The following is an 18,190-nucleotide window of genomic DNA, read 5'->3' as shown; positions in this document are numbered from 1 at the left end:
TTGCATGGAAGTCTCTCGTATCCGGGCCTTGCGCGGCCCAAACCTCTGGTGCCGCCATACGGCCATCGAAGCCATCGTGGCCTGCTCGGATCAATCCCAACTGCTGGCCGAACTGCCGGGCTTTGAAGACCGCCTGCGCGCGCGCTTTCCGGCGATTGGCCCGTTGCGCCCAGATGACGAAGCCGACGCGCCATCGATTGCGCACGCGCTGGAAGCTGCGGCGCTGGGCCTGCAAGCTGCAGCCGGTTGCCCGGTGACGTTCAGCCATACCGAGCCGACGCTCGAACCCGGCACATATCAGGTCGTCGTGGAATACAGCGAAGAGGAGGTGGGCCGACTGGCATTCGAGCTGGCCGGCCAACTTTGCCTGGCCGCACGCGACGACCAGCCGTTCGATCTGGACGACGCGCTGCACCGCCTGCGCGAGCTCGACGAAGACGTGCGCCTGGGCCCCAGCACCGGCTCCATCGTCTACGCCGCCGTGGCGCGCGGGATTCCGTACCGCCGTCTCACGCAGGGCTCGATGGTGCAGTTTGGTTGGGGCAGCAAGCAGCGCCGTATCCAAGCCGCCGAAACCGACATGACCAGCGCCGTGGCCGAATCCATTGCGCAGGACAAGGATCTGACGAAGACCCTGCTGCACGCGGCCGGCGTGCCGGTACCGCTGGGCCGCTCGGTGCGCAGCGCCGAAGAGGCGTGGGAAGCCGCGCAGGAAATCCACGGCCCGGTCGTGGTCAAGCCGCGCGACGGCAACCAGGGCAAGGGCGTGGCCGTGCGCATCCGCACGCGCGAAGAAGTGATGACAGCCTATGAGGTCGCGGCCGACATTTCGTCCGACGTGATCGTCGAGCGCTACATTCCGGGCCACGATTTCCGTCTGCTCGTGGTGGGCAAGCACCTGGTGGCCGCCGCACGCCGCGACCCGCCGCAAGTCATTGGCGACGGCAAGCACACCGTGCGTGAGCTTGTCGACGAAGTAAACCGCGACCCGCGACGCGGCGAAGGGCATGCCACGTCGCTCACGAAAATCCGATTTGACGACATTGCGCTGGCCACGCTCGCCAAGCAGGGCCTGAGCGCCGACGCCGTGCCGCCCAAGGGCACGCGCGTGGTGTTGCGCAACAACGCGAACCTCTCCACAGGCGGCACCGCCACCGACGTGACCGACGATGTGCACCCCGCTATTGCGGCGCGTGCCGTGGCGGCAGCGCAGATGGTCGGCCTCGACATCTGCGGCGTGGACGCCGTGTGCGAAACGATGCTCAAGCCGTTCGAGGACCAGGCCGGCGGCATTGTGGAAGTCAACGCCGCGCCGGGTTTGCGCATGCATTTGCAGCCGTCGTACGGCAAGGGCCGTGCCGTGGGCGAGGCGATCGTCTCCACGATGTTTGCCGACGGCGACGACGGGCGCATTCCCGTGGTGGCCGTGTCCGGCACCAACGGCAAGACGACGACGGTGCGCCTGATCACGCATCTGCTCGCCACCAGTGGCCTGCGCATGGGCATGACCGGCACCGACGGCGTGTACATCCAGGGCCAGCGCATCGACACCGGTGATTGCAGCGGCCCGCGCAGCGCGCGCAACGTGCTGCTGCATCCGGACGTCGACGCTGCCGTCTTCGAAACCGCGCGCGGCGGCCTGCTGCGCGAAGGCCTCGCGTTCGACCGCTGTGACGTGGCGGTCGTGACGAACGTGGGCGAAGGCGACCACCTGGGCCTGAACTACATCAGCACGGTGGAAGACCTGGCCGTGCTCAAGAGCGTGATCGTGCAGAACGTGGCGCCGCGCGGCATGGCGGTCCTGAACGCCGCCGACCCGATGGTCGCGCGCATGGCCGACGGCTGCCCCGGATCGGTCACGTTCTTCGCGCATGACGCCAGCCTGCCGACCATGGCCCTGCACCGCGCGCAGGGTAAGCGCGTGGTGTTTGTCGATGGCGCAGAGATTGTGGCCACCGAAGGCGCCAACGAAACGCGCATTGCACTGGCCGACATTCCGCTTACGCGCAACGGCACCATCGGCTTCCAGGTTGAAAACGCGATGTCGTCGATTGCTGCTGCATGGGCGCTTGGCATCGATTGGGCGATCATCCGCCGCGGCCTCGCGACCTTTGTGAACGACGCCGCCACCGCGCCCGGCCGCTTCAACGTATTCGATTACAAGGGCGCCACGCTCATCGCCGACTACGGCCACAATCCCGACGCCATCCAGGCGCTATGCAACGCCGTGGCCACCATGCCGGCCCAGCGCCGCTCGGTGGTGATCAGCGGGGCTGGCGATCGCCGCGACGAGGATATCCGTCGCCAGACGCAGATTCTGGGTGGCGTGTTTGACGACGTCGTGTTGTATGAGGATCAGTGTCAGCGTGGGCGTGAGGATGGCGAGGTGCTCGCGCTGCTACGTGAAGGGCTGCAGGGTGCATCGCGCACGAGCCGCGTTGATGAAATCCGTGGTGAATTCCTGGCGATCGACACGGCGCTGGGGCGGTTGCAGCCAGGTGATCTCTGCCTGATTTTGATTGATCAGGTGGAGGAGGCACTGGAGCATATTGCTAAGCGGGTTGGGGAGTGAGTTTTGGCCCGGTTGATGGGGTTCGCTGGGATTTGTTTTTTGTGGTCCATCCCCCTTTCGTTCCCTGCCGGGACCGACTTACTTTTCTTTGTCTTGCCAAAGAAAAGTAAGCAAAAGAAAGGCGCGCCCGAGATGGCGAAAGACTCCTTGAATTTGCGTAACCGGGCGGAGGCGGGGAAAACTCGCTTCGCTCAGACAGTTCCCCGCCTTTTTTCCGCCCGCTTACGAAAATTCAAGGCGCCATCAAGGGCTCAACGTCAAAAGAGAAAGGCCAACCCATCGCGCGGTTGGCTTTTTCGTTTGGGCTGGCGCCCCGAGGGCGTGGTCGTTGTCTTTGGCCTTTGACGTACCTGCCCTAGATGGCGCCTTGAATTTCTGTTGCAGGGAGGAAAAAGAGGGGAGGCCTGTTTGAGCGCAGCGAGTTTGCCTCTCCTCCCTCCCTGCGACATAAATTCAAGGAATCTTTCGCCATCTCGGGCGCGCATTTCTTTGCTTACTTTCTTTGGGCAAGACCAAAGAAAGTGAGTCAGCCCCGGCAGGGGATGAAACAAGGGATGCACCAACAACAAAAAAACCAACACCAAACCACCCTCAACATCGTTGGCCTATGATGACGCCTCACCTTAGTCCCCGCGCCATCATGCCCAATCCCCCCACACTCGCCCCGGTAGAACTGCCGAAGTGCTATCGCCTCCTAAACCACGGCCCGACCACGCTGGTCACCAGCGCCCACAACGGCGTGCGCAACGTCATGGCAGCCGCCTGGGCGATGCCGCTCGACTTTGACCCGCCCAAGGTGCTTGTCGTGGTCGACAGCCGCACTCTCACGCGCGAGCTGATCGAGGCTTCCGGTGTCTTTGCACTGAACATCCCCACCCGGGCCATCGCTGAGACCACGCTCGCGGTGGGCACGCTCTCGGGCCGCGATGGCGACAAGTTCGATGCGCTCGGCCTTGCCACCATGCCCGCCCGCACAATCGATGTGCCGCTGGTGGCCGGCTGCGCAGGATGGCTGGAATGCCGCGTCATTCCCGAGCCGCACAACGAGAAACGCTACGACCTTTTCATCGCAGAAGTGACGGCCGCCTGGGCGGACCCAGCGCTGTTCAGCAACGGCCGCTGGCACTTTACCGATGCGGGCAGCAAGACCGTGCATTACCTCGCAGGCGGTGCATTTTTTGAGACCGGCGATGCATTCACCGTGGAGGCCAAACAGCCATGAGCGACATCGCCATTCGCTCATTGAACGACGAGGACGCCGAGGCCTTCAAGGCGCTGCGTCTGAAAGCCATTCAAGACGCGCCCACCGCCATCTGGCCGACGCACGATGAAGAGTCGGCGCGCACGCTGGAGGAAACCCGCAACCGCATCCGGGCGACTGAGCATCAGATCGTGTTTGGTGCCTTTGCGGGGCGCGAACTGATCGGCATTGCCGGGTTGCGGCGTGAAGCGCTCGCGCAAGTCGCGCACAAGGCCGTGCTGTGGGGCGTATTTGTTGACCCTGCGCATCGGCGAGACGGTATTGCCGGCCGTCTGCTCAGCGCTGCCATTGCGCATGCGCGTGTTGCACGGGTGTTGCAAATCCATCTCTGCGTGAACGCCGAAAACCCGCGTGCGCAAGCGCTGTATCGCAACGCGGGTTTCGAGACCTTCGGCATCGAGCGCCGCGCCATGCGTGTCGGTAACCGCTTCTACGACGAAGAACACATGGCGCTGCGGCTCGACGTCTGACCCGTCAGGCGCATGCCATCAGGTCCGCCACACCCTGGCTGGCTTCAGCGCGGATGCGTGCCACATCCAGCCCGCACACCACACCTTCGTCCACCACGACACGGCCGCCGATGATGCTGGTGCGCACGGCAATGGGCTCGCCGGCCACCACGGGCGCGAGCGCCGGGTCGTGGAAGCCGTAGAAGCGCGGGTGGTTGATGTCGTAGAGCACAAGATCGGCCGCTTGCCCGACCTGCAGCGTGCCGACTTCACTCAAGCCAAGCACGCGCGCGCCGCCAGCGGTCGCCCAGTGAATGACATCTTCAGCGGTGGTGGCACTGGCGCCTTGGGTGGCACGGTGGATCAGCCAAGCGGTGTTGACCTCGCCGGTCATGCTGCCCGATTCGTTGGACGCCACGCCATCCAGGCCCAAAGACACCGGCACACCAGCCGCCGCCAGTTGCGGCACCGGCGCGATGCCGCTGCCCAGCCGGCTGTTGCTGACGGGGCAATGCGCGATGCCGCTGCCCGTTTGCGCGAGCATGCGAATCTCCGACGGCTGCAGGTGCACGAGGTGCGCGAACCAGACGTCCGGACCGAGCCACTCGTGCTCGGCTACGAACTCCACCGGCAGGCAGTTGTATTTCTCGCGGCAGAAGCGCACGTAGTTGTCGGTCTCTGACAGGTGCGTATGCATGCGCAGGTGCATGCCGCGCGCCGCATGGGCCAGTTCCACCAACAACGCCGGCGGCAACGAGAACGTCGGTGTGGTCGGTGCCACCACCACGCGGCGCATCGAATCGGGGGCGTCGTCGTGATAGCGGTGCTTGAGCCGCTCGATGTCGGCCAGCATCTGGTCGAGCGTCTCGGGCTGCAGCGCCGTCTTCGAGAAGCCCGGGTGGCTGCTGGCAGATTCGATGGCGCCGCCGCGGCACAGCACGAAGCGCATGCCGAATTCATCGGCAACGTTGAACAACATGTCGCCCGATTCGGTGCTGCCGCCTGCGTGATAGAGGTAGTGGTGGTCGGCGCAGGTGGTGGCGCCTGACAGCAGCAGCTCCGCCATGCCCAGCCGCGCAGCCGTGCGCATCAATTCCGGCGTGAAGAGCGGCAAGCGCGGATACGGCACGCTGGCCAGCCACCCTTGCAGGTCCTGGTTCATGCCTTCCGGCACGGCCTTGAGCAGGTTCTGGAACAGGTGGTGGTGCGTGTTGATCCAGCCCGGGTAGACGATGCAATCGCTGGCGTCGATAACCCGCTCGCCAGGGCGCGGCATGAGGTCCGCGCCCATCTCGGCGATGCGGCCGCCGGCGATGCGGATATCGACCGCACCGGCGCGGGCAGCGTCGCCGCGCAAGCCGGTCATGACGGCCATGGGGCGGCGAACGAGGATGTCTTGAGTGTTGTGCATGGAGTTGTCCAATGGATGATCAGGCGCGGCCCGCTGTGCGCACCACAGACGCTGGAACGTGCGCTTCTTCGGTGCCGTTGAGCAGCAGGTTCAACGCTACGGAGACCAGGCAGGCGATGACCACGCCGCTGTGCAGGAACGGTTGCGTCCAGTCGGGCAGGGCCTTGAACAGCGAGGGTGCGAGCACCGGCACCAGCGCGGCGGCAATCGTGAAACCCACGATGAGCACGTTGTAGCGGTTGTGTTCATAGTCGACGCGTGCCAGGGTCTGGATGCCCGCAGCGGCCACCACGCCGAACATGGCAATGCCGGCGCCGCCCAATGCGGCCGATGGCGTGGCCGCAATTACTGCGCCGGCCTTCGGCACGAGTGCTACGAGACACATCAGCACGCCGCTCACAGCCACCACCCAGCGGCTGCGCACACCGGTCAGCACCACGAGGCCGACGTTCTCCATGAACGCTATGAACGGGAAGGCCGCGAACATACCCGCAATGGCGCTGGCCAGGCCGTTGGCGCGCAGGCCGTTGATGGCTTCCTCTTCTTCGATCGGCTTTTCGACGATGTCGCCAATGGCCAGGAACAGGCCCATCGATTCCACCATCTGCACGATCATCACCACGATCATGGTGAGTGCGGGCACCACCGCAAATACGGGCACCCCAAAGTGGAACGGCACCGGCAGCGTGACCCACGGCGCTTCAGCCACCCCGTGGAAGTTGCCCATGCCCATGGCGCAGCCGAGCAACGTGCCGACGATCATGCCCACCAGCACAGCAAGGTTACGCAGCAGCGGGCTGCCGAAGCGGTTGATGAGCAGGATGGTGGCAACCACGACCACGGCCACCAGCAGAAACGACGGCGCACCGAAGTTGGCGGCGTTGCGTCCTCCGCCCACCCAGTCATACGCGACGGGAAAGAGCTGCAGGCCGATGACGGTCACGATGCAGCCCGTGACCACCGGTGGAAAAAATCGCCGCAGCCGCCCCACCAGCGGTGCGGCGAGCAGCGTAAACAGCCCGGCCGCAATGACCGCGCCGCACACGCCCGCGAAACCTACGGCAGGGTTGGTGCCGATGGCAATCACCGGCCCCACGCTGCTGAATGCCACCCCCTGCAGGATCGGCAACCGCACCCCGAACTTCCAGAATCCGATGGTCTGTAACAGCGTGGCAATGCCCGAGCAGAACAACGTGGTGCTGATGAGGACAATGGTGTCCGCCTGCGACATCTTCAGTGCTGATGCAATGATCATCGGCACCGCAATGGCGCCGATGTACGACACCGCCATATGCTGCAAGCCCAACGTCAACATCTGTCGGGTCGACAGAATCTGGTCGACCGGGTGTACGGCTGTTGTCATGGTTTGTCTCCTATCGTTGTCATGCCCGGGGCGTGCCAGGAGCCGCCCTCGGGTCAGGGGGATGTCATGGCATGCTCACGCCGCCAGACACGCGTTGAAACCGTCCTGCAGGGCCGCACGATCGAGGTCGCGGCCGATGAAGACGATCTTGCTGCTGCGCGCTTCGCTGCCCCAGGGCTGCGTTGCGCGAAAGTCGATGAGGCTGTGCACGCCCTGCAGCACGTAGCGCTGCGCCTGGCCCTTCACGGCCAGGATGCCCTTCATGCGGAACAGCGTTTCCGCCTGCTCGGTGCGCAAGTTGTCGATCCAGGTATGAAAGCGGACGAGGTCCACGTCGGCCGGTACGTCAAAGCCCACGGACGAGACGCTCGGATCGTGTTGGTGGTCGTGCTGGTGTTCGTATTCATGTTCGTGAGCCTCGGCGTGGGCATGCTCATGTTCATGGTTGTGTTCGTCATCGTCATGCTCGCCATGCCCAGCGTGCGCCCCGATCTCCAGCAGTTTCTGCGTGGCCTCGAACGCGCCCACGCCGATGATCTTGTCGAGATCGATTTCGGCATAGCTGGAGGTGACGATGTCGGCCGTGGCGTTCAACCCGCGGATGCGCCCGCGCAGCGCGTCGATGTCGTCTCTGTTCACGAGATCCACCTTGTTGATGACGATGCGGTCTGCGCAGACGATCTGGTCGACGGCCTGGTTGTCGACGCCGTCCAGGTGCAGGTCGTCCAGATGCGCGCCGATGTGCTTGGCATCGACCATGGTGACGATGGCGTCAAGCTCCACGTGTTCGGCAATCGGGTCGTCGATGAAGAACGACTGCGCCACCGGATACGGATCGGCCAGGCCGCTGGTTTCCACCAGGATGTGGTCGAGCCGTTCGGGGCGCGCGACAAGCTGGCGCACGATGCGCACGAGGTCTTCGCGCACCTCGGCCGTGCAGCACACGCAGCCGTTGACCATCTCGTAGATCTCTTCGTTTTCCGAGGCCATGACCAGGCCGCCGTCGATGCCGACCTCTCCGAACTCGTTTTCGATGACGGCGATCTTGCGACCGTGGTTTTCGCGCAGGATGAAGTTAAGCAGCGTGGTTTTGCCGGCGCCAAGAAAGCCGGTGAGGATCGTGACCGGAATCTTGGTGTTCGGGCCGGGAAGCGTGGCGTGGGCCGTGGCTTGGGGTTTCATGTTGTCTCCTTGTCGAGCGTGGGTGGGGTACGGACTAAGGCAGGTAAGGCGTGTTCGCCCCAGCGCAGGGCGGTGCCGGCATCGAGCCCGAAGAGATCGAGCACGCGGCCGAGGGTGTGGTCGATCATGTCGTCCAACGTATTGGGGCGCGCATAGAAGGCCGGCACGGGCGGCGCGACGATGGCGCCCATCTCCGTGACGGCCTGCATGTTGCGCAGGTGTGCCAGCGTGTATGGCGTCTCGCGCGCCATCAGTACGAGCGGCCGGCGCTCCTTGAGCGTGACGTCTGCCGCGCGGGTGAGCAGCGTCGATGAGACGCCGGTGGCAATCTCCGCGAGCGTCTTCATCGAGCACGGCGCCACGATCATGCCCAGCGCGCGGAATGATCCGCTGGCAATGCCGGCAGCCATGTCGTCAGCGCGGTGCGTGTGCGTGGCGCGGTCCGTCACGTCTGCCAGCTTGAATGGCGTCTCGTGCGTCATCGTCAAGACGGCGGAGCGCGTGACGACGAGGTGCGTTTCCACATCGAGCGCGCGCAGCAGTTCGAGCAGCCGCACGCCATAGATGAAGCCCGACGCACCGCTGATGCCGACCACCATGCGCGGACGGCTGGGAGCGCGAAGGTGGCGTGCACTCATGGCCGCACTCCGGCCTGGCGCAGGATGTCGCCCGCGCGGGCAATGGCCTGCGGATCGATGCGTGCGCGGATGCCTTCAAAGCCCGCACCGCGTGTGGCGTCAATGCCCATGCGCGAGGTCGTGCCGTGCACCGAAGACGATGGGTCGAGCGGGCTGCCGGGCAGGCCATCGACCATGAAGACGTCCTGATGCGGCTGGAAGTGCGTGGCCATGGCCCACAGCACCTGCTCGTCCTGCTGCAGATCGATATCCGAATCCACGGCAATCACGGTCTTGAGGTATGGGTCCCATCCGAGCAGCGCGAGCATGACTTGGCGGGCCTCGCCGTCGCGCGTTGGGTTGAGCGCCACGTAGCAATGAAAGTGCGTGCCGGAGTTCGGGTAGTGCAGCGCCGTCACTGAAGGGAAACGCGCCTTGAGCTTTTCGCTCATCTCGGCCTCGCGCGGCAGGCGGGCAAGCGTGAGGTGCTCCGCATACGGGCCGCCCACCACGTCGACCAGCCAGGCATCGCGCCGGCGCATCAGCGCATCGATGCGCAGCACGTTGTTGGTGGAGCGGTCCGACGAATAGCCGGTGAACTCGCCGAACGGGCCTTCCTCGGCATAGGCGGCAGGGTCGATGGTGCCTTCGAGCACGAACTCCGCCGCCGCGGGCACGCCAATGCCGTAGCGCGGCGTGCGGACGATATCGGGCGGTGCGCCAAGCAGGCCGCCAGCCACAGCGCGTTCATCGGCACCAAATGGCAGGCGGGCGGCGGCGGCCAGCATGAACAGCGGATGCGCGCCCACGACCATCGCTACGCGCAGCACGTCGCCGCGCTCGCGTGCGAGCTGCAGCATGCGCCACAGGTGGCCGCGCGAGTGCAGGCTCGTCGCCAGGGCGTTGCGTGCGTGGCGCATCGAGCGGTGATAGCTCATATTCGCCACGCCCGTCACCGGGTCTTCGGCCACGATGATGGCGTTGGTGATGTAGGGCGCGCGGTCGCTCTCGAAGTGCTTGATCATCGGCAGCAGCGCAACGTCCACTGCGTCGCCCTCGATCACTTCCTCGGTGATGGGCCCGTGCGAGACGACGCGCGGCGCGATGGGCGCATTGGCGCGCGCCTGGAACGCGTCGTGCAATTGATGGGGCAGCACGTCGAACAGCCGTGCCAGCCGTGTGCGCGAGGCAAAGACGTTGGTGACGAGCGGCACCTGCAGGCCGCTGACCTGCTCGCAGACCAGCATCGGGCTCTGGTTGCGCGCAGCAAGCTGGTCAATGACGGCAGTGACGTCCTGATCGGCAGAGATGCCGTTGTGCAGGGTCAGCACATCTTCCGGATACAGCTCGCGATAGAGATTGGCGAAGACGTGGAAATCCTGGCCTTCGCCAAGCCGGGTCATGCTCATGGCACACCTCGCTAAGGGCGGGCGCCCGACCACAGAGGCCGGACGCCTGCGGGATCGGCGCTCAGGCCGCTTCTGCTGTCTGGACGTAGGTCGACTTCAGGCGCAGCTCCGCCTCGGCCTGGTCCTTCGGCGGCTTGGTGGGCTCGATGCCGACCAGCCGCGCGATGTTGTTGCCCAGATAGTCTTCAAGGTGGTCTTCATCGATGCCCAATCCTTGCGGCGGCGCTGAGCACAGCACCTCCAGCTCGCGCAGCCACATGCCGGGCTCGTTGGGCGGCGAATCGGTGCCGAAGACGATCTTGTCGCGCGGCAACTGCTTGGCAAACTCGACGATGCGCGACTGGAAGCACCAGCCCGATTCGCAGTACACGTTGGGCGTGTCCATCGCCATCCAGAACGCTTCGAACGAGTAGTTGCCGCCCGTCTGGATGCCGAAGTGGCCAATGATGAAGTTCACCATCGGGAACTCGCGGATGATCGGATAGAACATCGTCGGGATCGTGTACGGGCCGTCGCCTGTGTGAATCAGCACCACGATGTTGTACTTGGCGCAGACCTTCATGGCCGGGCGCAGCCAGTCGAGTGCGCGGTCGGGCCGGTAGCCGTGCATGTTGGCGTGCAGCTTGACCATCTTGAAGCCGTATTCCTTGATGTGGAATTCCAGCTCCGCCGCGCCGTTCTCCGGGCCCCAGCGCGGGTTGTACGTGAAGTTGCCGATGAAGCGGTCGGGGTACTTCTGGGTCAGTTCAGCGATGTACGCCATGTAGTCGCGAATGCCTTCACGACCGCGGCGGTTGCCGTCGCGGTAGCCGGTGTTGCCCGGCGGCGGCTGGATGAAACCCATGTCGATGCGGCGCGGCTTGCCGTTGATCATGTAGGGGCCATCCATCAGCTGGATCATGCGCTCGCCGTTGAACGGCGTGCCGGTGTGGCGCCAGGCCTCGTCAACGAGGTTGGTCGGGTGCAGATGCGTATCGATAATCATGTGTGCGCTCCGTGCGTTCTGCGGTGGCTCAGGCGGCTGCCAGCGCGAGCTGCGCTTCGGCTTCGGCCACGGTCTTGGGCGGACGGGTCGGCTCCAGGCCGATCATGCGGGCGATGTTGTTGCCCAGGTAATCCTCGAGCGTGTCTTCATCGAGGTTCAGGCCCTGCGGCGGGTCCATGCACAACACTTCCAGCAGGCGCAGCCACATGCCGGGCTCGTTGGGCGGCGTGTCGGTGCCGAACAGGATCTTGTGCTTGGGCAGCACCTTGGCAAATTCGACGATGCGCGACTGCAGGCACCAGCCCGATTCGCAATACACGTTGGGCAGCTCCATCGCCCACTGCATCGGCTCGAACACGTAGACGCCGCCGGTCTGCACACCGAAGTGCGCCATGATGAAATCGACGTTCGGGAACCGCTTGATCATCGGAATCCATTCCGACGGAATGCTGTACGGGCCGTCGCCCGTATGCAGCTTGACGGGCACGCCCAGCTCGGCGCATTTCTCGAACGCGGGCATCACCCAGTCGAGCGCACGGTCAGGGCGGTACGCGTGCATGTTGGCCTGCATCTGGACCATCTTGAAGCCGTGCTCCTTGACGTAGCGCTCGATGGCCTCCACGCCGTTCTGCACGCCACAGCGCGGGTTGTAGACGAAGCACCCGATGAAGCGGTCGGGGTACGTCTGCACCATCTTGAGCGTGTACGCCATGTAGGCGTCGATGGATTCGCGGCCCGAAAGCTCGCCGTCCGTCCAGGTGTAGATGGTGTTGCCCTGCGGCGGCTGGATGAAGGCCTTGTCGATACGGCGCGGCTTGCCGTTGATCATGTAAGGGCCGTCCATCATTTCGAGCAGGCGCTCGCCGGTAAAGGGGTCGCCGTCGTGCCACCACGCGAGGTCCACCAGGTCGGTGGGGTAGCAGCTGATGTCGATGATCATCGTTGGATCTCCTGATGACTGGGAGGAAGCGTGTGATGGCTTCCCGGTGAGGGCAGGCACGTGCGGCAGCGTGGCGCTTTGCTAGGCATGTGCCTTCCCCTCGCCGGATCGCGTGATGCCGGATGCGTGCTGCTTGGGGCGCAGTATCGGAGTCGGGGCCGGGGGCCGGCCAATACTATTTGGCGGCGGTCTTGATACGTTGCCGATATCGGCAAGCCGCCGGAGGGAGAAGCGGCCTCAGCCGCCCAGCGTGTCGCGGGCGAGTTGTTGCACTGCGCTCACCACGGCCTGCGCACGCTGCCCCTGCCCGCGTTGACAGACGGCATACAGGTTGTAGTGCGCGGGGATGGCGACGTCCGTCAGCGGGACGAGGTGCCGATGCTGCAGCGCATCGGCCGCGAGCAGCCCCCGCACGAGCGCCACGCCAATGCCGGCCTCAGCCGCAGCGACCATGTTTGCGGCGTTGTCGAATGCCGCCACCACGGCGGGTTCCAGCGGCTCCAGGCCGGCGGCGTCAAGCCACGGAATCCACGAGCGCCGCGTGTAGCCCAGCAGCGGCAGTGCCATCGCGGCCGACGGCGCCAGCGGCGCCTGCACGCCATGCCGCTCCAGCAGCGCGGGCGCTGCCACCGCGGTGACGTGGTCGCCACAGATCAGCGCCATCTCGCAGTCATCCCATTCGCCATAGCCGTAGCGCAGCGAGACATCCACGCGCTCGAACGAGGGCCGCTCGCCGCGCGTGGTGGACAGGAACATCACCTGGTAGCCGGGCAGCGCCGCCAGCAGCTGCGGCAGCCGCGCATTGAGCCAGCCCTGCGCCAGTTCGCTATCTACATCGACGATGAGCGTTTGCGGCACGTGCCGGTTGCGCACGGAAGACAGCGCCCGGTCCACCTGCCCGAAGCCGTCGGTGAGCATGCTCGCGAAGAGCTGGCCCGCATCGGTCAGCACGATGCCGCCCGCCTCACGCAGGAACAGCGGCTGGCCGATGAACTCTTCCAGCGAACGGATCTGCTGGCTGATCGCGCTGTGCGTCAGGTCCAGTTGCTGCGCGGCCTTGGTAAAGCTGCCGGTGCGCGCGGCCTGCAGGAAGGCATGCATCGACTGGATCGACGGATAACGCTTGTACATGGCGGCGGTGGGTGAGCTGTTAGTTCGACTTACACGGGCTGGCAGAAATCGTCGCTGGCCGGGTGCCGGGGCGCGGCTTCATATTGCTGCCAGGCGCGGCCGCATGAGACGGCCCGATTCTGGAGGAGACAATGATGACGGAGATTATGGTCAATGGCGCGCCCCACGCGCTTGACGCCGCCGATGCCGACATGCCCCTGCTCTGGGTGCTGCGCGATCGGCTCAAACTGACGGGCACCAAGTTCGGCTGCGGTGGCGGCTTCTGCGGGGCCTGCACGGTCCATCTGGATGGTGCGCCGATCCGCGCGTGCATCACGCCGGCATCGGCAGCGGCCGGGCACAGCGTTACCACCATCGAAGGGCTGTCGAAAGACGGCACGCACCCGCTGCAACGTGCGTGGGTGGCGGAGGACGTACCGCAGTGCGGCTACTGTCAGTCCGGGCAGATCATGTCTGCAGCCGCGTTGCTGGCGGCAGGCACGCCCGTTAACGACGAAGCCATCACGAATGCCATGGCCGGCAACATCTGCCGCTGCGGCACCTACGGGCGCATCCGCCAAGCCATCAAGCGCGCTGCCGACGAGCGAGGCAAGGCATGAACGCGCCGCGTGATTTGCATGCACCTTCGCGCCGCCGCTTCCTGCAGCAAAGCGCGCTGCTGACGGCGGGGCTGGCAGTCGGCTTTCGCTTGCCCGATGCACTGGCCGCCGGCAAGGATGGTGCCGCGGGGGAATTCGAACCGAACGCCTGGGTGCGGGTGCTGGCCGACAACACCGTCAAGATCGTCGTCCACAAGCACGATTCCGGCACCGGCACGCAAACCGCGCTGGCGGCGTGCGTGGCCGAAGAGCTGGATGTCGACCCGATGCGCATTGCCGTCATCACGCCGGAAGACCCGTTCTTCCACGATTACATCCACCCGATCTGGAAGGTGTATTCCACCGGCGGCAGCACCAGCGTGTCGCTCGAATATGCGCGCCTGCGGCAAGCCGGCGCCACGGCGCGCGCGATGCTCATCAGCGCGGCGGCGCAACGCTGGGGCGTGGCCGCCGCCAACTGCAGCACGGCCGGCGGCACCGTCATCTGCAATGACGGCCGCCATGCCACCTACGGCGAATTGGCCGATGCGGCCGGCCGTCTGCCTGCACCTGCCAACGTGACGCTGAAGAATCCGGCGGACTTCAAGTACATCGGTAAGCTGCGGCACAAACGCGACGCGCTGGCCAAGGCCACAGGCCGGTTCCAATACGGCATCGATGTGTCGTTGCCGGGCATGCTGGTGGCGGTGGTGCAGCGTGCGCCCATGCCGGGTGCACGGGTGCGCCGCATCGACAGCGCCGGGGCATTGAAGGTGCGCGGCGTGCGCCAGGTCATCACTATCCCAATGCGGCCCGATGTGCTGGGCGGCAACCAGGAAGGCGTGGCCGTGCTGGCGGATGACTACTGGGCCGCCAACAAAGGGCGCGCCGCCCTCAAGGTGGAATGGGACGACAGCGCCTTCGCCGATTTCGACAGCGGCCACGTCGCTCAGCACCAGGCCGCATGGCTTGCCAGCGGCAAGGCGCGCGTGGTGCACACCGTGCAGAGCGGCAATACGGACGTGGCGATGGCTCACGGGGCAAAACGCATCAAGGCGGCCTACCGCATGCCCTACAAGCAGCAGAACCCGCTGGAGCCCGTCAACATCACCGCGTGGTTCAAGGACGGTGCCATCCAATACTGGGGCGGCATCCAGGTGCCGTCCACCGCCATGGAAGCGGCCGAGACGATCTGCAGCGTGCCGCGCGAAAAGGTGGCGCTGCACGAAATGGTGTCGGGCGGCAGCTTTGGTGCGCGCGAGAGCAAATACTGGCTGTTCGAGGCGAGCTACCTTGCCAAGAGGACCGGCGTACCGATCAAGCTGATGAACAGCCGCGAAGACGAGATGCGCGCGCTGTACGGACACCCCGCCACTTATCACCAGCTCGAAGGCGCGCTCGATGCGCAGGGCCGGCTCGATGCGCTGCGTATTCGCGCCGTGTCGCCTGCCTCGCCCGAACAATGGGAGCCGGGCTACTTCGACCGCCCCGACCGCATGGATTACAGCACCACCGAGGCCATCTCGAAGTGGGATTTTCCATACCGCGCCAACCACATGGACATCGGCTGGGTGCGCCACGAAACGGGCATCCCGACGGGCTGGTACCGGGCCGTCAGCTTCATCCCCAACGTGTTCGCCACTGAGAGCTTCATGGACGAACTGGCAGCGGCGGCGCGGCGTGATCCGGTTGAATTCCGCGTCGCCCACATGGCCGATCGGCCACGGCATGTGGACGTGCTACACACCGCCGCGCAGCGTGCCGGATGGGGGAAGACTGCTCGCGGGCATGCGCTGGGCGTGGCGACTCACCAGGCGTATGACAGCTACATCGCCGTGGTGGCGCAGGTGGCGCGTAAGGACGGCCGCGTCGTCGTCGAAAAGCTCACCTGCGTGGCCGACGTCGGCCTGGCCGTCTCGCGCACCGGCGTGGAAGAGCAGCTTTACGGTGGCCTGATGTGGGGCCTCGGCCATGCGCTGTTCGATCGCATCGACATCCAGGGCGGGGCGGTGCAGCAAAGCAATTTCCATGACTATCCCGTCATGCGCATGTCGGACATGCCGGCCATCGATATCGTCATCATCGAGGGCAATCGCGACAAGCCCGGCGGTGTGGGCGAGCTGGCCAACCCGCCGGTGGCGCCGGCCATTGCCAACGCCATCTTCCGGCTGACCGGCAAGCGCCAGCGCGAGACGCCGTTCAAGCTCGATCTGCAGGCTTAGCGCATCGTGGACATCCGCCTGCTGCGCTATTTCTCGGTGCTGGCCGACGAGCTGCATTTCGGGCGTGCGGCGGCGCGCCTGTTCATGTCGCAGCCGCCGCTAAGCCAGCAGATCCGGCTGCTGGAAGACGAGATCGGCACGCCGCTGTTTGTGCGCAGCCACCACCGCGTAGAACTGACGGGTGCCGGCCGGACGCTCAAGGAGCAAGTCCCGCTGGTGTTCGCGCAGCTCAACCGCGCGCTGGACCTCACGCGACAGGCGGGCCGTGGCCAGGTGGGCGAGCTGGAAATCGGCATGATCAGTTCGGTGATGGTGGGGCTGCTGCCCGAAGCGCTGCGCCAGTTTCGCGAGCGCTACCCCGGCGTTGAATGGCGGCTGCAAGAAATGACGCCCGCCGCGCAGGTGGCAGCGCTCAAGGAGCGCCGCATCGACGCATGCATCTTCCGGCTGGGCCACGAAGACCCCGCCGTGCGCAGCGAGCTGCTGCAGCACGAGCCGATCGTGATGGCGTTGCCGGCCACGCACCGCCTGGCCGGACAAACCAGCCTCGCGCTCGGCGATTTTGCCGGTGAGCCGTTCGTTGCATTTGAATCCAAACGCTCGCGCTTTGCCGATCACCTGCTGCATCTGTGCATCCAGGCCGGCTTTGCACCGCTGGTGCGCCAGCAAGTGACCGAAGTGCAGACGCTGCTGGCGCTGGTGAGCGCGGGCTTTGGTGTGGCGCTGCTGCCGGGCTCCACGGCCAATCTGGCGCCGCCGGGTGTGGTCTTCCGTCCGCTGGAGCCCGCGCTGCCGGCCGTGCCGCTGTACGTGCACTATCGCGTGGACGATCACTCGCCGGTGCTCAAGGCCTTTCTGGATACGCTGCGGGAACTGAGCGGCACGAGCGAAGGCGCCGTCGCGGCGCAGCCTCAGTCTGTGGCGGCCGGTCGATAGTCCGTCGGCCGCATGCCCGTCCATTTGCGGAAGGCGCGGTGGAAGGCGCTCGGTTCTGCAAAGCCGACAGCGATGGCAATGTCGGCGATCGTGCGGCGCGTGTCCTGCAACTGGCCGATGGCAATGTCACGCCGCAAGTCGTCTTTGATGGACTGATACGTGTGGCCTTCGAGCTTCAGACGCCGGCGCATCGTCGCTTCGGCCACGTTCAGCTTGAGCGCCATTGCGTCAGACGCGGGCCAACTTGCGACCGGCAGGTTGCGCAGCATTTTGCGCACGCGCGCCGCAAATGAATCCGGGTTGCGGTACTTGACGATGAAGTTGCCCGGCGCGTCGCGCAAAAAGGTCTTGATGGACGCTGCCGTCTGGATGACGGGCAGTTCCAGGAAAGCCGGTGAAAGATCGACGAACGACGCATCGTCCTTGAACGCCATGTCGTCGCAAAACATCAGGCGGTATTCCTGTGCGTCTTGCGGCGCCGCACAACGGAAGCGCGCGGCAATGAACGGAATGCGTCGCCCCACCAGCCAGCACACCAGGCCGTAGACCATGATGAGCCACGTGGCGTAGGTGAACATGGGCGGCATCCGCGTGCCCTTGCGGTGCAAGAAGACGAGGCGCACGCGGTCGTGGCTTTCTTCGATTTGCACATGCAGGTCGTCAAGCACCAGCCGCAGGAAACCGACGGCCCGCGTCAGCGCCTGCCGGCCGGTGCGCGCCGTGAGCGCCGCCTGCGTCATCGCTACGAAGCTGCCCCAGCGCATCGGGTGTGCGTCCTGCCCAAAGAACTCATCGTCCATGGCCCGCGCAATGCCGGCCCACAGCGTGCCGTACTGCGCGGACGACACGCGGCTGCGCGGCTGGGCCAGCATCTGCGGCGTGATGCCCGCAGCCGCCATGATGGGCTGCGTGTCGACGCCATGTGCGCGCGCACGCGTCACGGCCTCGTTGACGAGGCTGACAGAGACGGTTCCTTTTTCGTTGTTTTTCATCGGTATGGCAAATCCGCTCACGCAAGTTGATCGTGACGGGCATCGAAGCCGCCCAGCCGCGTGCCTACACTTTTCCCCATCGAACCCAAGCGCCGCGGGCTGCACAGTGTAAGGCGCCTGCACAGGCAGCGTCACGCGGCCC

15 protein-coding genes are annotated in these 18,190 nt (G+C 65.4%); 6 read left to right on the top strand and 9 right to left on the bottom strand.

All coding sequences use genetic code 11. The features are described from left to right. The first annotated feature begins 4 nt into the window (after window positions 1-4). The 3 genes from cphA (at window position 5) to ACCD03_RS12105 (ending at window position 4,303) form a co-directional block, all read left to right on the top strand. Window positions 5-2,572, top strand: a complete 2,568-nt coding sequence (gene cphA / locus ACCD03_RS12115; RefSeq protein ID WP_253535286.1) for a cyanophycin synthetase — start codon at window positions 5-7, stop codon at window positions 2,570-2,572. Window positions 2,573-3,179: 607 nt separating this feature from the next. Then, the gene (locus ACCD03_RS12110) at window positions 3,180-3,794 is read left to right on the top strand and encodes a flavin reductase family protein (protein ID WP_045202160.1); all 615 of its coding nucleotides are present in this window, start codon (window positions 3,180-3,182) and stop codon (window positions 3,792-3,794) included. Beyond that, on the top strand, window positions 3,791-4,303 hold the full coding sequence (locus tag ACCD03_RS12105; protein WP_413411733.1) for an N-acetyltransferase family protein: 513 nt from the start codon (window positions 3,791-3,793) through the stop codon (window positions 4,301-4,303). The genes ACCD03_RS12110 and ACCD03_RS12105 overlap by 4 nt, the downstream gene beginning before the upstream one ends. A 4-nt stretch (window positions 4,304-4,307) precedes the next feature. Here ACCD03_RS12105 and ACCD03_RS12100 read toward each other — a convergent pair whose 3' ends face one another. The 8 genes from ACCD03_RS12100 to ACCD03_RS12065 form a co-directional block, all read right to left on the bottom strand. After that, window positions 4,308-5,693 (bottom strand): amidohydrolase family protein, encoded by a 1,386-nt coding sequence (locus ACCD03_RS12100; RefSeq protein ID WP_413411731.1) that lies wholly within the window; start codon window positions 5,691-5,693, stop codon window positions 4,308-4,310. Between the two features lie 19 nt (window positions 5,694-5,712). Continuing rightward, entirely contained in the window at window positions 5,713-7,056 is a 1,344-nt protein-coding gene (locus ACCD03_RS12095) for a nucleobase:cation symporter-2 family protein (RefSeq protein WP_413411729.1), read from the bottom strand. 75 nt (window positions 7,057-7,131) lie between these two features. Beyond that, the gene (locus ACCD03_RS12090; RefSeq protein WP_413411727.1) at window positions 7,132-8,238 is read right to left on the bottom strand and encodes a CobW family GTP-binding protein; all 1,107 of its coding nucleotides are present in this window, start codon (window positions 8,236-8,238) and stop codon (window positions 7,132-7,134) included. Then, the gene (locus tag ACCD03_RS12085) at window positions 8,235-8,876 is read right to left on the bottom strand and encodes a UbiX family flavin prenyltransferase (RefSeq protein ID WP_413411725.1); all 642 of its coding nucleotides are present in this window, start codon (window positions 8,874-8,876) and stop codon (window positions 8,235-8,237) included. Before ACCD03_RS12085 ends, ACCD03_RS12090 begins: the two co-directional genes overlap by 4 nt. Beyond that, window positions 8,873-10,264 (bottom strand): UbiD family decarboxylase, encoded by a 1,392-nt coding sequence (locus ACCD03_RS12080; RefSeq protein ID WP_413411723.1) that lies wholly within the window; start codon window positions 10,262-10,264, stop codon window positions 8,873-8,875. Before ACCD03_RS12080 ends, ACCD03_RS12085 begins: the two co-directional genes overlap by 4 nt. Window positions 10,265-10,325: 61 nt before the next feature. Next, complete coding sequence (locus ACCD03_RS12075; protein WP_316672965.1) at window positions 10,326-11,249, bottom strand: amidohydrolase family protein; 924 nt, start codon at window positions 11,247-11,249, stop codon at window positions 10,326-10,328. Between the two features lie 28 nt (window positions 11,250-11,277). Continuing rightward, window positions 11,278-12,189, bottom strand: a complete 912-nt coding sequence (locus ACCD03_RS12070) for an amidohydrolase family protein (protein WP_045202142.1) — start codon at window positions 12,187-12,189, stop codon at window positions 11,278-11,280. A 237-nt stretch (window positions 12,190-12,426) separates the two neighbouring features. Then, entirely contained in the window at window positions 12,427-13,320 is an 894-nt protein-coding gene (locus tag ACCD03_RS12065) for a LysR family transcriptional regulator (RefSeq protein ID WP_413411721.1), read from the bottom strand. 134 nt (window positions 13,321-13,454) lie between these two features. Here ACCD03_RS12065 and ACCD03_RS12060 point away from each other — a divergent pair, with 134 nt between their 5' ends. The 3 genes from ACCD03_RS12060 to ACCD03_RS12050 are packed head-to-tail and all read left to right on the top strand — an operon-like array spanning window position 13,455 to window position 17,056. Continuing rightward, window positions 13,455-13,919, top strand: coding sequence for a (2Fe-2S)-binding protein (locus ACCD03_RS12060; RefSeq protein WP_045202138.1), 465 nt, complete (start codon window positions 13,455-13,457; stop codon window positions 13,917-13,919). After that, a complete protein-coding gene (locus tag ACCD03_RS12055) occupies window positions 13,916-16,120 on the top strand; it encodes a molybdopterin cofactor-binding domain-containing protein (protein WP_413411719.1) in 2,205 nt (734 codons plus the stop codon). The genes ACCD03_RS12060 and ACCD03_RS12055 overlap by 4 nt, the downstream gene beginning before the upstream one ends. A 6-nt stretch (window positions 16,121-16,126) precedes the next feature. Then, window positions 16,127-17,056 carry a LysR family transcriptional regulator gene (locus ACCD03_RS12050; RefSeq protein WP_413411717.1) on the top strand — a complete coding sequence of 310 codons (930 nt, stop codon included), beginning with the start codon at window positions 16,127-16,129 and terminating at the stop codon, window positions 17,054-17,056. Here the strand turns inward: ACCD03_RS12050 and ACCD03_RS12045 are convergent. Next, entirely contained in the window at window positions 17,032-18,048 is a 1,017-nt protein-coding gene (locus ACCD03_RS12045; RefSeq protein ID WP_413411715.1) for an AraC family transcriptional regulator, read from the bottom strand. The genes ACCD03_RS12050 and ACCD03_RS12045 overlap by 25 nt on opposite strands. Between the last annotated feature and the right edge of the window lie 142 nt (window positions 18,049-18,190).

Source organism: Ralstonia sp. Ralssp135 (assembly GCF_047304345.1).
Classification (GTDB): Bacteria; Pseudomonadota; Gammaproteobacteria; order Burkholderiales; family Burkholderiaceae; genus Ralstonia; species Ralstonia chuxiongensis.
Note: the sequence above shows the minus strand (reverse complement) of the source record. Positions and strands in the feature narration are given on the sequence as shown.

What these genes read in the sequence shown, in the direction of transcription:
- cphA (WP_253535286.1), top strand. Translation starts at nt 5, where the DNA reads ATGGAAGTCTCTCGTATCCGGGCCTTGCGCGGCCCAAACCTCTGGTGC.
- ACCD03_RS12110 (WP_045202160.1), top strand. Translation starts at nt 3,180, where the DNA reads ATGATGACGCCTCACCTTAGTCCCCGCGCCATCATGCCCAATCCCCCC.
- ACCD03_RS12105 (WP_413411733.1), top strand. Translation starts at nt 3,791, where the DNA reads ATGAGCGACATCGCCATTCGCTCATTGAACGACGAGGACGCCGAGGCC.
- ACCD03_RS12100 (WP_413411731.1), bottom strand. Translation starts at nt 5,693, where the DNA reads ATGCACAACACTCAAGACATCCTCGTTCGCCGCCCCATGGCCGTCATG.
- ACCD03_RS12095 (WP_413411729.1), bottom strand. Translation starts at nt 7,056, where the DNA reads ATGACAACAGCCGTACACCCGGTCGACCAGATTCTGTCGACCCGACAG.
- ACCD03_RS12090 (WP_413411727.1), bottom strand. Translation starts at nt 8,238, where the DNA reads ATGAAACCCCAAGCCACGGCCCACGCCACGCTTCCCGGCCCGAACACC.
- ACCD03_RS12085 (WP_413411725.1), bottom strand. Translation starts at nt 8,876, where the DNA reads ATGAGTGCACGCCACCTTCGCGCTCCCAGCCGTCCGCGCATGGTGGTC.
- ACCD03_RS12080 (WP_413411723.1), bottom strand. Translation starts at nt 10,264, where the DNA reads ATGAGCATGACCCGGCTTGGCGAAGGCCAGGATTTCCACGTCTTCGCC.
- ACCD03_RS12075 (WP_316672965.1), bottom strand. Translation starts at nt 11,249, where the DNA reads ATGATTATCGATACGCATCTGCACCCGACCAACCTCGTTGACGAGGCC.
- ACCD03_RS12070 (WP_045202142.1), bottom strand. Translation starts at nt 12,189, where the DNA reads ATGATCATCGACATCAGCTGCTACCCCACCGACCTGGTGGACCTCGCG.
- ACCD03_RS12065 (WP_413411721.1), bottom strand. Translation starts at nt 13,320, where the DNA reads ATGTACAAGCGTTATCCGTCGATCCAGTCGATGCATGCCTTCCTGCAG.
- ACCD03_RS12060 (WP_045202138.1), top strand. Translation starts at nt 13,455, where the DNA reads ATGACGGAGATTATGGTCAATGGCGCGCCCCACGCGCTTGACGCCGCC.
- ACCD03_RS12055 (WP_413411719.1), top strand. Translation starts at nt 13,916, where the DNA reads ATGAACGCGCCGCGTGATTTGCATGCACCTTCGCGCCGCCGCTTCCTG.
- ACCD03_RS12045 (WP_413411715.1), bottom strand. Translation starts at nt 18,048, where the DNA reads ATGAAAAACAACGAAAAAGGAACCGTCTCTGTCAGCCTCGTCAACGAG.